This window comes from Pedobacter sp. D749, assembly GCF_019317285.1.
In the GTDB taxonomy this organism is placed as follows: Bacteria; Bacteroidota; Bacteroidia; order Sphingobacteriales; family Sphingobacteriaceae; genus Pedobacter.
In genome coordinates this window covers 1,604,060-1,616,521 of the sequence record NZ_CP079218.1, presented here as the reverse complement: position 1 = coordinate 1,616,521, position 12,462 = coordinate 1,604,060, and the positions used below count along the sequence as shown (strand labels likewise).

Genomic DNA, 12,462 nt, shown 5'->3' with positions numbered 1-12,462 from the left:
TGGGATCTTTAGATATAGTAAGAGTATAACTGGTAACGAGGCAGTCCAGCCTGTTCAGATTGACACAGACAATCCAAAGATTGTAGGTAGCTTATTCGAACTGACTAATATCGTTGTAGAGTCCTTCCAAAGAAAGTTTGCAGTATGTACAATTCATTGCCAGAAGATAAACTGAATTCAATAGCTAACCGTGATAAATGAAAGATATAAAATTTGATAAAATAAAGGCTAGGATAGATGAATTAATTCTCTTTGGAGAAGAGGTGCTTAAAACTCAACGACCTAGTGCAGAATTCATAAGAGCATCTGTAAATAACCAAATGTTTAATGAATTAAGATCCGTTGGCCTTTCATTTCTACAAACTGTGTTTAACAACGGTCATCCAATCTACATTGAATTTGATGCAAAAGCTAAGCTTAGCACGCCCCATGATACCGTGTCAGCAATTGGAATACTTAAAGCCGCCAAAAGAGAAATTGATGGGGGTTGGCTATTTAGCTTAAAAGAATTGTTGTCCGCAGAAATCTTCTCTGACTTTCTTGAAATGGCCGAACACTTACTGGATGAAGACTATAAAGATCCTGCTGCAGTTATGATTGGTAGTGTATTAGAGGAACATTTAAGACAGCAAGCCATTAATAATAGCATTGCACTGGAAATTCAAAAACCTGACAAAACAATACCCAAAAAAGCAGACACCCTTAATAGCGAATTAGCATCGCAAGGCATATATAATAAGCTAGATCAAAAGAGTATTACGGCTTGGTTAGACCTTCGAAATAAAGCAGCACATGGAAAATACAGAGAATATTCAAAGGAGCAAGTTAACTTAATGTATCAAGGAGTGGTTAATTTCATTGCTCGAACATCCTAGTATGCAGTATGCCTATGTAGATAATATTAAATCAGAACCCATCAAGGGCTCAAAAGGTTTATGCTGTGGATGTGGTAACTATGTAATTGCCAAATGTGGCACCATCAAATTACATCACTGGGCTCATATCTCTACTCACAAATGCGATTCTTGGTGGGAGAATGAAACTGAGTGGCATAGGGAATGGAAGAGCCATTTTCCAGTTGAAAGCAGAGAAGTTTCATTTTACGATGATGTACTAAATGAGTATCATAGAGCAGATGTACATAACAAAAACGGTATTACCATTGAGTTTCAGAACTCACCTTTGACCAGTGACGAGCTAAAGAGCAGGAATGACTTTTACAAGAAGATTATATGGGTTGTCAATGGTTTTAAGTTTAAAGGATTCGAGATACTCGAAAATATACCAGATCCAACTTCCGAGGAACTGATGAATTATAACTTTAATGATTCGGTACATCTTTCATTTATGAGGAAGTCAGAAGCTCGAAACAGGATGGTTGAAATGTTAAGTAGGCAATCAAAAGAGTTGCGTCATATTCAAATGTCCGAATTGCACTATTCTTTTCTTTGGAAGCATGCTCATAAAGCTTGGTATGGATCAACAATGCCAGTGTTTATCGACTTTGGAGGCAAAGACTTGTACTGGCTAAAATATAGAGTTCAAGAAACAAATGATTACTTGTACCTAAAGAAGATATCGAAATCAAGCTTCCTTTTGAAGTATAGTTAATGGCTCAATTAATTACAGTTGCATAATTTAATGTAGTTTCTGTTTTATTAACCCCTTCAAAACAAAAATGTGCGCTGAGTGTTAGGGTTTTGATTGTCATTTTAAAAGGCAAGCAATTCTTAGGGAGACTCCTGAACTTATAAAGACACAACATCGATAGATTTTAAACCAGCGCGCCAGTTGCGCGCCAATGCGAAACAAATCAGTATGGATGGGAAATAAAAAAAGCTTCCAGTTTTTAACTAGAAGCCTTTAAACGTACCCCGGAAGGGACTCGAACCCCTGACCCTCGGTTTAGAAAACCGACGCTCTATCCAGCTGAGCTACCGAGGCTCATTTTTTAATGAGCTGCAAATATAGAAGTTCTATTTAATATGTAAAAATATATTTTAAACTATTTAGAAGCTACTTTTCTCAATTCAAATAAGTAATTAAGAGCGAAGCAATTAAAATTTAATTTTGGTTAAATAAATTTTAATTCTGACCACAAAAAACAACATTAAACACCGTATTCCGGACTAAAAGATTGGAATAAGTTAGCTAAAAAAGATTAGATTTTAATTTAAGCGTCTTCCCCGTTCCAGATATCATCATCTGCATGCCTGATTTCGTCATGACTGGAGGTGATACTCTTTAATTCTTCGTGGTGATAATTCCTTTCAGGATTTTCCGGCAATCCGCTATCGTGATCCAGCGGTACTTTCCTCAGATGTTCAGGCTTTTTAACCTCTGGTAAATCGTCATGCACAACAGAAGGCGTTAAGATCTTCTTCTTGGGATTATTGCTATTTTCCATAATTTTAAGAGACTCAAATTTCAAGCCACAAGCAAAGGTGAGTTAAAATTTTGGCAATTAGGGTGTATTTATGGATAATAAGGATCAACGGTATTGTTTGGCGGTTGGCGAAAGGCGTAAACCAGCGCAGCCATTGCAAAAATGCGCACAAATAAATCAGTAATTATCTGTACGCATCTGTGGTAAATTAAATGCTAAAGAGATCCTTCGGACTACGCTACTATTGACAGCCCCAATAGAAAGATCGTCATTGCGGGGCACGAAGCAATCTTAAAGCTCTCGCTACTAGCGATAGTCGTAAGATTGCTTTGTCGGCTGAAAGTCCTCCTTATAATGACGTTTATTTAAACAACTGATATTTAGTGTTATTTTTTTGACCATATAAGACATTTAAGGACCATATAAGCTTATATGGTGTGAATTACTTACTGAATTAGATGTCCTTAGGTGTCTAAGGTGATTAATTAAACTGCATAGTCTTTAATTTTTACGACCACCTTAGACATCTTAGCTCAATGAGTTTTGCAGGATGCAAAATCTTAAACTTAATACGTTAGAAAGCGCATACAGGACGTCATTCCTATTTTTTTCCAGGCCACTGACCTGATGGTTACTCACAATGACGATTCCTCGCCGGCACATAGCACAAAAAATCCTCTGTCACTAATATTCATTTTTATAAAATAAATTATCCCTCAAAACGAAATAGGAACGGATCGCGAATGTGTTTCTCCAGGAAATTTGTTTAATAATTCCCTGTAACCCCGATTTCTAAGCCCCTCAGTTCGGCCAAACCTCTTAACCGGCCAATAGCCGAATAACCTGGATTGGTTTCTTTTGCCAGATCATCGAGCATCTGGTGACCATGATCCGGACGGAAAGGAATCGATTTATCACGCAGTGCATTTTCTTCTGTTAATGCTTTCATAATTTCGTACATGTTTACATCACCACCTAAATGATCTGCTTCGTAGAAACTACCATCTTCATCTTTTTTAACGTTCCGCAAATGCGCAAAATACACCCGCTCTTTAACTGCATTGAAGATTTCTAATGCATTATTCCCCATACCGGCACCCAAAGAACCCGTACAGAAACAAACACCGTTAAAAGCCTGGTCTACTTCTTTGATGATGTAATTAAAGTCTTCCAGTGTACTTGCTATCCTTGGCAAACCCAAAATAGCATAAGGCGGATCGTCCGGGTGAATGGTCATTTTAATGCCTTCCTCCGTACAAACCTGAGCAATAGCGGATAAGAAAAATTTGAGATTTTCTTTTAAGCCTTGTGTTCCAATGGCTTTGTATTCATTAATACTGTTGCGCAGGGTTTCCAGTTCGATTTCTTTTTCGTTAGGGATTCCCATTAATACATTGATCCGGAGATCAATCAAATCCTGTTCGGATAAAGTAGCAAATTTAACTGCAGCCCGATCTAAAATAGATTTCGAATAATCTGCTTCTGCACTTTCTCTCTTTAAAATGTAAAGGTCAAAAATAGCCAGATCGATCCAGTTAAAATAAAGCGCTTTCGATCCATCGGTCATTTCGAGGTCCAGTTGCGTACGTGTCCAGTCTAAAACCGGCATAAAATTATAACATACGATCTTAATTCCGCAGGCCGAAAGGTTACGCAAAGAGGTTTTATAATTTTCGATATATTTTCCGGCATCTGCCCTACGCGTTTTAATCGCTTCGTGTACAGGAACACTTTCTACAACTGACCAGGTTAAACCTGCAGCTTCAATAATGGCTTTTCTTTCCTGAATATCTTCCAATGGCCAAACTTCGCCATGTGCAATATGATGCAATGCAGTTACAATGCCTGTAGCGCCAGCCTGTTTAACGTCTTGTAAGCTAACCGGATCATTTGGACCATACCAACGCCAGGTTTGTTCTAATTTTTTCATTATATATGATTACACTGATTTATATGATTACAAAGATGTTTAAACACCAGAGAATGCGGTAAATCCACCATCCACTTTAATATTTTCGCCATTTACAAATTTAGAGGCATCACTTAGTAAATATACCAATGCACCAATTAATTCTTCAGGAGCACCGAAACGTTTAAATGGTGTTTTATAAATAATGGCCTGCCCTCTTGCGGTTAAGCTACCATCTGCATTGGTGAGCAAAGCCCTGTTTTGGTTGGTGATAAAAAAGCCCGGAACAATTGAGTTGATCCTGATTTTATCCTGATAGCGGTTTGCCAGTTCTACAGCCATCCATTTGGTATAACAATCTATTGAAGTTTTGGCTAACGAGTAACCCAATACGCGTGTAATGGCTTGGTTAGCAGAAACAGATGAAATATTCACAATACTTCCCCCATTTTTTGCGATTTCTTTACCAAAAATCTGCGTAGGTAAAATGGTTCCAAATAAATTCAGGTCAAATGCCTGTTTCAGGGCTGGAATATTAAGTTCAAAAATATCACTTCCAGGCTGGATCACAGCTTCTGCCACATTTCCACCTGCTGCGTTTACCAGAGCATCTATGCGGCCAAATTCTTTGATAATGGTTTCATTCGCATCGAGCAGGTTCTGTTCATTCAGTACATCAGCAATAATATAAATGGCTTTCCCACCTTCGTTTGTTACATCAGCAACCCTTTGCGTTGCAGCCTCTTCGTTTCTTCCAATCACAACGATTGTAGCACCCGCGGCACATAATCCATTTACAAAAGCCTCACCCAAAACACCCGTAGCACCTGTAACCACTACTACCTTGTTCCTTAACGAAAACAGGCTCTCTATTTCTTTTATCATTTAATTAGTTCTTTTATTTATTCTATATCCTTTCGTGAATCAAAAGATTACGGTTGTTCATCTATTATTTATATTTAACCTGCATCTGGTCGTAAAAATCTTTCAGTACATAAAAGGCTTTCTTTTTCTTACCTGTTTCACTGATCAATCCTTTGCGGTTCCAGAAATTCTGATAAATTGGATGTTGTCTTCTTGGTGACCTGAAGTCGGTTAAAATCCATGGCGTCATCCCGCGTAAAGCACCGATTTTACTCAGCATGGTAATCTGGTTTTTATACAATGCCTCCTGGTACTCTTCGCTCCAGCGGGTATTTTCATCAGCGTGGAATCCGCCCAGTGCATCGCCACCAAATTCTGTCACGACCACAGGTTTTTTATATTTGATATCGAAATTGTATTTAGTAATTTCGGATGGATTACCACCCCAGTACCAGCCAGCGTATTCATTAAAACTAACCAAATCAATTTTTTCACCCAAAGGATCGTTTAAAATGATCGTATTCCCTTCTCGGTGAACCTCTAAAGCAGCAGCCACCAAACGGGTATCATCCAAGGCACGGGCAGTTTCTGCCAAATTGCTCATAAAACTTAAACGGGCATCGCTAAGCGGGGTTTCATTCCCAATCGACCAAACGATTACACTTGCCCTGTTTTTATCGCGTACAATTAAATCTGTCAATTGTTTTTTGGCATTGGCATAGGTTGCCGGGTTAGTCCAGCTAATCGTCCAGTAAACAGGCACTTCGGCCCAAACCAATAGTCCCATTTCATCCGCAAGACGAATCATCTCTTCGTTATGCGGATAGTGTGCCAGGCGAACGTAGTTACAATTCATGTCTTTTGCCCATTGCAACATCATCCGCATATCCCCTTCTGAGCGCAAACGACCGGCTAAAAGAGGGTTTTCATCATGAAGTGATATCCCTCTTAAAAAAACAGATTTACCATTTAACAGGATGCTATCGCCATCAACCTTAATGGTTCTGAAACCAATTTTATCATTAATATCTTCTTTATCGGTTTTAATATTTACTGCATATAATTTTGGTGTTTCCGGCGACCATAAGCTTAAATTGTTCCAGGTAAATTCATCAGCAATTTTACCTTCGCCATCTGTTTTGTATTTCTTTTCCAGCTTAAGCTCAGGGATAGAAAGCGTAATTTCCTGTCCCGCAGTGGCATCGGCAAGTTTTGCTGAAAAACTTAACAGGTTATTATTGCCTTTAACGAGCTGAAGTTTGTAATCACTGATAAAATGTTCAGGAAATTCTGCTAAAAAAACATCGCGTGTAATGCCACCATAATTCCACCAATCGGTATTTACAGTTGGAATTTCATCCTGTTTACGGATATTATCAACTTTAAGCACCAGGGAGTTTTCGCCAGCTTTTAAATTATTGGTTACATCGAACTGGAAGGGTGTAAAACCACCTTTGTGTACCCCTAACTTTTTACCGTTAAGGTAAACATGGGCTTCGTAATTTACTGCACCAAAATAAACGAAATACTTTTTTCCTTTTTCGGGTTTTGCATCAAACTTTTTGCGAAGCCAAACATTGCCCTCGTAAAGCTCTAATTTTTCTGATTGCGAGTTCCAATCACCCGGAACATTCATTTGAGGCGAATGATCGAAATCATATTCAATCAGTTCTGACTTATCTTTCTGAACTTTATCATCATAAAAACCTCCGGATCCGGTTTTCGACTGATCGTATGGATCATGACGATAATCGTAATAACCATTTTCATAAGGATCGATAATATAATTCCATTTACCATTAAGACTCTGGATTTTCCGTCCCTGGATGTTCTGTATAGCGGTAACCTGACCGTAACTGAAGGATGAAAGGAGCGAAAAGCAGATTAAAAATACGCTATAGGTTGTTTTTAGCATAACTTAAGTTTTAATATTATTAATTGATCGTTTCAAAACTAACAATTAATTGCGGACGGTTTCTCTGTCGCTAGCCTAAATTTAAGCAATATCCTGTTTTTGCCTGGTTTATATTGTGGTAACGAATTTAGAAAAGCTTAAAAGATTAAATGGTTTTAAAAAGGCTAAAACGCCATAAAATCTATTGAAAATACATTTCAAACGTTTGAAATAATTGCTTTTTTTCTTAATTATGTACTGAGATTGGAAAAGATGACGAACAATACCCCTGTTACACTGAAATTCCTGGCTGAGAAGTTAAAGATGTCAGTTTCAACAGTATCAAAAGCCCTTAACAATTACCCGACTATAAACGCATACACCAGGCAGCGCGTTCAGGAAATGGCCCGCGATTTGCATTTTACACCGAATAAATCAGCTATCAATTTAAAAGAAAAGAGATCGCGCATTATTGGCGTTATTTTACCCAATCTTTTAGATCACTTTTTTACCAGAAGTATTTATGGTATAGAGCAGTTTGCCACTCAAAATGGATACAATGTGATTATCAGTCAATCTCACGATGAGCTGGAAAAAGAGATTCAATCTGCAAATATGTTGTTGCGAAGCCGGGTAGATGGCTTAATCGTGGCTATTTCGAAGCACACACAAGATTTTGCACACCTGAATCAGTTCGAAAACATAGGCATTCCGGTGGTGTATTATACACGGAACCCGAGTTTTAACCTCAACTCCCATAAAGTATTGTGCAATACTTTCCAGGGCTGTTACCAGGCTACCAAGTTTTTAATAGACAGAGGGCATCAGAAGATCGCTTATTTGGGTGGCCCCAAAATGATTAATTTTACGCACGATCGCTTTAATGGTTATATCAATGCCTTAAAAGATAACGAGGTGCCTTTTTCATCAGAATTAGTTGCTTACACCGATTTTGATAAGGAAAATACAATCACGGCAATTGAGAATTTATTTGTTTATCCCGAAAATAAACCCACTGCGCTTGTGGCTTTTAAAGAACCTATCTTATTCGACGCGATCAAGTACCTAAGATCCACAAAGCACTTCAAAACCAACGAAGTGGAGTGTATAGGATTTGGCAACACTTCTTTCATCAGTTATCTGGATTCGCCCCCTATCGCCTCTATTGAAGAAAACCCCGAATCGGTAGGTGAAAATGCTATTTCATTATTGATACAATTGATTAACAAAGAAATTGATATTCATAATTACCAAAAAGTAATGGTCGATTGTAAGTTGATTGTGCACGGGTAAATGCGGGTAGCGTATAGCGGCTGGAGTTTGGCGTTTTAACCGACTCTGTTAAAATCTGTGTTTCTTTTCTGTTTAATCTGCGGGAAACAATTTGCACTAAACCTTAATGTTTCTTAACTCCTTAATGGTAAAAAAAGCAAAATCTGTTTTTACAGATCTCTCCATTCCACTGCGTTTCTGTCGAGATGACGCCACGATTGGAGAAGTTTCAAGGAAAATATTAATTCAGCGACATCGCACTGCTACTCAATTGATTTCTATGTTTTTCATGATATACAAACGCTGCCACGATCAACAATCCTGCAACACCTTCGAAAGCCACAACCACTTGCGTACCGAAAAGATGCGCCAGGTAACCCATTAACAAACTACCAATTGGCAATACCCCCTGGTAAGCCATAATATAATAACTTAAAGTCCTGCCGCGCATTACATCATCGGCGTGGGTCTGCAAATAGGTATTAATAGATGAATTTTGCGCCATTAAACCCAATGCAGCCATACCGGTACAAATTAAGGCCATAATAAGTGATGGGGATATAGCCAGAGCCACAACAGAAATAGCCAACAGTACACCCGACATCATTACAATTTTCTGTAGATTCTGGCCTGCTTTTAAAGTGGCCATATAAATGGCTCCAAAAAACGCTCCAAATCCGGCCGCACTTTCAAACCACCCAAATGTTGTGGCGTTTCCATTAAAAATATCTTTTGCAAAAACAGGCAATAAAGTAGTAAAAGGGATTACCAATAAACTCGATGCAGCCATCATTAATATCATAGAGGCCAAATCCGGAGATGATTTAAGATAATCGTAACCTTTTTTCAGGTCAATCCAGATATTTTCTGTCGATTTTTGGTGCTCTGTGAGTTTCAGTTTCATCATAACCAAACAGCCCAACACTGCAATAAAGCTTACAAAGTTAACCAAGAAACAGATATCTTCTCCCCAGGCACTTAAAATTACCCCTGCCAATGCCGGCCCGACTAGCCTGGCCGCATTAAACATGGAAGAGTTGAGTGCTATAGCATTAGGCAAATCTTCTTTATCATCAATTAAATTTACCATTAACGATTGGCGCGCAGTCACATCAAAAGCATTCACAAGGCCCTGAACCAGCGAAAGTGCTGCAATCCAGAATATATCGTACACCTTAAACCAGATCATTAAAGCAAGAGCACCAGCTTGAAGCATCAGAATGATCTGGGTAATTACTAATATCTTGTATTTATTATGCCTGTCTACATAGCTCCCTGCATAGGGCGCCAGTACCAGCGAAGGGATTAAACTCAAAAAAGTAATCAGTCCTAACAAAAATGCCGAACCTGTTAAACGGTAAACCAACCAGCTTATGGCAACACGCTGCATCCACGTGCCTATTAGCGAAATAGCCTGACCTGTAAAAAATAACCTGTAATTGTAATGTCTTAACGAACGAAAAATACTCATGATTAAAATAGTAAAGTAACTTTACAAAAGTAAAAAATTTTGATTAAACTATAAAACCAAAACAACTCCTTTTTATCACGAAAACATCATAATTTACGCGCCGAATAAAAGTTACTTAGTTTATCTATAAAAATTAAACCTTATATTTGTAAAGTTTATTTACCAATAAGATGCCTACTCAAACACAAGAGATTGCCGCAAAGTTAAGAAGCACCGTTACCCGCTTAACCAGAGAGTTACGCAAGCAAAATGTAAGTTCAGACTTTAGTAACGCTGAATTACTGACCATGTCGCTACTCGAACAGCACGGCAAAATGCTTTCTACAGAACTGGCAGACCTGGAAAGAGTATCCAAACAAGCCATTTCGCAGATTATTAACCGCCTGTTTGATGCCAAATGTGTAGAGCGGTTTCCAAGCGAAGAGGATAAACGAAAGGTTTTTATCGGCCTAACCAAACTTGGCGAAAAACACATTATTGCAACTAGAAAAATAAAAGAAGAATGGCTGGTACAAACCATGGAAAAAATCTTTTCTTCCGAAGAAATCAACCTCATCCAGGCTTTCTTACCCCTGCTTTCTCGTTTGGTAGAACACAACGGTGCAAGAGTATAATTTTCTTTTTTGCTTCGCCAAATAAGCCTTATCTTGCAACCTGAAAATGGCATTATATTTTACATCAATCAATTCGGGCAGTAATGGCAATTGTTACTATATAGGTAATGATAATGAAGCCGTTTTGGTTGATATTGGCCTAACCTGTAAAGAGGTTGAAATCCGGATGAACCGTTTGGGTTTACCTATAAGCAAAGTAAAAGCTGTTTTTATCTCGCACGAACACAGCGACCACATTAAAGGGGTAGCTGTGTTTGCTAAAAAATATAAACTCCCGGTCTACATCAGTACAGCTACCTTAAAAAGCAGCCGACTTCTTTTGGATGCAAACAATACCTTTTCATTAAGCCATCAACAGCACATTCATATTGGCAACTTAAAGATTGCTGCCTTTTCTAAATTTCATGATGCGGCTGATCCTTATAGTTTTACTATTGAATGTAACGAAGTAAGAGTTGGTGTTTTTACAGATATTGGCTCAGTATGCGATCGTTTAATTACCCATTTCAAAAGCTGTCACGCCGCTTTCCTGGAAGCCAATTATGATGCGCAAATGTTGGAGCGTGGTAAATATCCTTATTTTTTGAAAAGAAGGATTACGGGCGGACATGGCCACCTGAGCAATGCACAGGCACTGGAACTATTCATCAATCACAAAGCACCATACATGAGCCATCTCTTACTGAGCCACTTATCAAAAGATAATAACAGCGCAGAGTTGGTTGAAAATCTTTTTAAAAATGTGGCTGGCGATACTTTTGTAAAAGTAGCTTCAAGACATGAGGAAACAGCGCTTTATTACGTTAGCAACACGCAAGATACCCCAGAGGTTTACAGCTTCGACCCTAGTCTATATCAGCCAGCACAACTTAACCTGTTTTAACATTTTAGTGTCAAAAATATTCTTGCTTTTTCCATCAATTCGGTTACAGTATCCCCTATTTTATGTTATTAATAGCCATTGAGCTGTTAATACAATATCTACCCATTATAAATTTATTTTTTTCAAAAACTTTTTATCTGAACAGGCGTTTTATATAAACTTCATAAATAGTTTGTTTGGTTTATTTGGGGCTTATGGATTTAAGCCCCTTTCTTATGTCTAAATTCCCCGAACACTCCATATATAACATAAAAAAAAGGCAAAATGGCTTAAACCACTTTACCTTTTTAATTTATTTAAAGAAGCGAAAGATTAATACATCTTCCCTCTTACATTTTCCATTTTACATCCTTCTACAGGTTTTTAATAATCGCCTCGTCAGTAGGTTTTGTTTTAGAACGGAAACGGTGTACCAATTCTCCTTTTTCGTTGATTAAAAATTTCTCAAAATTCCATTTAATATCGCCTTGCTCTTCAGTATTCGTCTGAGAAGTTAAATACTTAAACAAAGGACTGATGTCATCGCCTTTAACACTGCTTTTTTCTGCAAGCAAAAACGAAACATTATACTTTCCGGTACAAAACTCTTTAATTTCTGCATTGGTAGAAAATTCCTGTCCGCCGAAGTTACCTGCCGGGAAACCGATTAATACTACCTTTTTACCATATTGTTTCTGAAGTTTTTCTAAATCTTCGTACTGAGGCGTAAAACCGCATTTAGATGCTGTGTTAACAATTAGGATTTTTTTGCCTTTAAATTTAGAAAGCTTAATTTCCTTACCATCAATGGTTTTAAAGCTGAAATCGTAAACATTTTTTGGTGGAGATACCAATAAGTTTAATAGGATTAGAATTGTGCTGATCATCGTTGTTTTTATTTTTATATACGAATATAGGTACAAATCGGTTGCCTTGATGTAATGTGGCTGTAAATTATGTGATATCCATAATTAAAGCGCATGAGGTATTGCCAATAAGGCGGCTATTTATCATAAATCATTATTTCGTTTGATCAGGAAATGAGCGCGCAGTAGTTCTTCCGCAGTTGTAGCCCTGCTATCGCTTATAGTCCTCGCTGCGCTGTGGGCTATTCCGCTCTATCCGGTTTAATTAACAAAGTCTGTTCTTATCGCTTCATACTAGCAAAAACGCTATTAAAACCTGAATAG

Annotated in this window: 11 protein-coding genes and 1 tRNA gene; 5 read left to right on the top strand and 7 right to left on the bottom strand. The window is 37.9% G+C overall.

Translation table 11 applies throughout. The annotated features are described in order from the left end of the window. Positions 1-197: 197 nt before the first annotated feature. Together KYH19_RS06620 and KYH19_RS06615 are read left to right on the top strand one after the other, a co-directional pair. Complete coding sequence (locus tag KYH19_RS06620; protein WP_219078053.1) at positions 198-875, top strand: hypothetical protein; 678 nt, start codon at positions 198-200, stop codon at positions 873-875. A 1-nt stretch (position 876) separates the two neighbouring features. Continuing rightward, positions 877-1,611 carry a competence protein CoiA gene (locus KYH19_RS06615; protein WP_219078052.1) on the top strand — a complete coding sequence of 245 codons (735 nt, stop codon included), beginning with the start codon at positions 877-879 and terminating at the stop codon, positions 1,609-1,611. Positions 1,612-1,870: 259 nt separating this feature from the next. Here the strand turns inward: KYH19_RS06615 and KYH19_RS06610 are convergent. The 5 genes from KYH19_RS06610 to KYH19_RS06590 all read right to left on the bottom strand — a co-directional run bounded on the left by KYH19_RS06610 (position 1,871) and on the right by KYH19_RS06590 (position 7,074). Then, positions 1,871-1,944 (bottom strand) — tRNA-Arg (locus KYH19_RS06610). A gap of 229 nt (positions 1,945-2,173) precedes the next feature. Further along, positions 2,174-2,407 carry a hypothetical protein gene (locus KYH19_RS06605; RefSeq protein WP_132397428.1) on the bottom strand — a complete coding sequence of 78 codons (234 nt, stop codon included), beginning with the start codon at positions 2,405-2,407 and terminating at the stop codon, positions 2,174-2,176. A gap of 745 nt (positions 2,408-3,152) precedes the next feature. Continuing rightward, positions 3,153-4,316, bottom strand: a complete 1,164-nt coding sequence (uxuA, locus tag KYH19_RS06600; RefSeq protein ID WP_219078051.1) for a mannonate dehydratase — start codon at positions 4,314-4,316, stop codon at positions 3,153-3,155. Positions 4,317-4,355: 39 nt separating this feature from the next. Then, positions 4,356-5,180: an SDR family oxidoreductase gene (locus KYH19_RS06595; RefSeq protein ID WP_219078050.1), complete on the bottom strand. Its 825-nt coding sequence runs from the start codon at positions 5,178-5,180 to the stop codon at positions 4,356-4,358. A gap of 64 nt (positions 5,181-5,244) precedes the next feature. Then, entirely contained in the window at positions 5,245-7,074 is a 1,830-nt protein-coding gene (locus KYH19_RS06590; protein WP_219078049.1) for a glycoside hydrolase family 2 protein, read from the bottom strand. A 252-nt stretch (positions 7,075-7,326) separates the two neighbouring features. Here KYH19_RS06590 and KYH19_RS06585 point away from each other — a divergent pair, with 252 nt between their 5' ends. Further along, positions 7,327-8,346 (top strand): LacI family DNA-binding transcriptional regulator, encoded by a 1,020-nt coding sequence (locus tag KYH19_RS06585; protein WP_255562576.1) that lies wholly within the window; start codon positions 7,327-7,329, stop codon positions 8,344-8,346. 220 nt (positions 8,347-8,566) lie between these two features. On the opposite strand, the gene KYH19_RS06580 is transcribed toward KYH19_RS06585, so the two are convergent. Beyond that, positions 8,567-9,796 (bottom strand): MFS transporter, encoded by a 1,230-nt coding sequence (locus KYH19_RS06580; protein ID WP_219078048.1) that lies wholly within the window; start codon positions 9,794-9,796, stop codon positions 8,567-8,569. Positions 9,797-9,966: 170 nt separating this feature from the next. Here KYH19_RS06580 and KYH19_RS06575 point away from each other — a divergent pair, with 170 nt between their 5' ends. Beyond that, the gene (locus KYH19_RS06575) at positions 9,967-10,410 is read left to right on the top strand and encodes a MarR family winged helix-turn-helix transcriptional regulator (RefSeq protein ID WP_219078047.1); all 444 of its coding nucleotides are present in this window, start codon (positions 9,967-9,969) and stop codon (positions 10,408-10,410) included. Between the two features lie 46 nt (positions 10,411-10,456). Beyond that, positions 10,457-11,293, top strand: coding sequence for an MBL fold metallo-hydrolase (locus tag KYH19_RS06570; RefSeq protein ID WP_219078046.1), 837 nt, complete (start codon positions 10,457-10,459; stop codon positions 11,291-11,293). A 353-nt stretch (positions 11,294-11,646) separates the two neighbouring features. Here KYH19_RS06570 and KYH19_RS06565 read toward each other — a convergent pair whose 3' ends face one another. Then, on the bottom strand, positions 11,647-12,159 hold the full coding sequence (locus tag KYH19_RS06565) for a glutathione peroxidase (protein WP_121283271.1): 513 nt from the start codon (positions 12,157-12,159) through the stop codon (positions 11,647-11,649). Between the last annotated feature and the right edge of the window lie 303 nt (positions 12,160-12,462).

Bases quoted from the DNA above. Each gene is read 5' to 3' on its own strand.
- KYH19_RS06620 (WP_219078053.1), top strand. From the start codon at position 198: ATGAAAGATATAAAATTTGATAAAATAAAGGCTAGGATAGATGAATTA.
- KYH19_RS06615 (WP_219078052.1), top strand. From the start codon at position 877: ATGCAGTATGCCTATGTAGATAATATTAAATCAGAACCCATCAAGGGC.
- KYH19_RS06605 (WP_132397428.1), bottom strand. From the start codon at position 2,407: ATGGAAAATAGCAATAATCCCAAGAAGAAGATCTTAACGCCTTCTGTT.
- uxuA (WP_219078051.1), bottom strand. From the start codon at position 4,316: ATGAAAAAATTAGAACAAACCTGGCGTTGGTATGGTCCAAATGATCCG.
- KYH19_RS06595 (WP_219078050.1), bottom strand. From the start codon at position 5,180: ATGATAAAAGAAATAGAGAGCCTGTTTTCGTTAAGGAACAAGGTAGTA.
- KYH19_RS06590 (WP_219078049.1), bottom strand. From the start codon at position 7,074: ATGCTAAAAACAACCTATAGCGTATTTTTAATCTGCTTTTCGCTCCTT.
- KYH19_RS06585 (WP_255562576.1), top strand. From the start codon at position 7,327: ATGACGAACAATACCCCTGTTACACTGAAATTCCTGGCTGAGAAGTTA.
- KYH19_RS06580 (WP_219078048.1), bottom strand. From the start codon at position 9,796: ATGAGTATTTTTCGTTCGTTAAGACATTACAATTACAGGTTATTTTTT.
- KYH19_RS06575 (WP_219078047.1), top strand. From the start codon at position 9,967: ATGCCTACTCAAACACAAGAGATTGCCGCAAAGTTAAGAAGCACCGTT.
- KYH19_RS06570 (WP_219078046.1), top strand. From the start codon at position 10,457: ATGGCATTATATTTTACATCAATCAATTCGGGCAGTAATGGCAATTGT.
- KYH19_RS06565 (WP_121283271.1), bottom strand. From the start codon at position 12,159: ATGATCAGCACAATTCTAATCCTATTAAACTTATTGGTATCTCCACCA.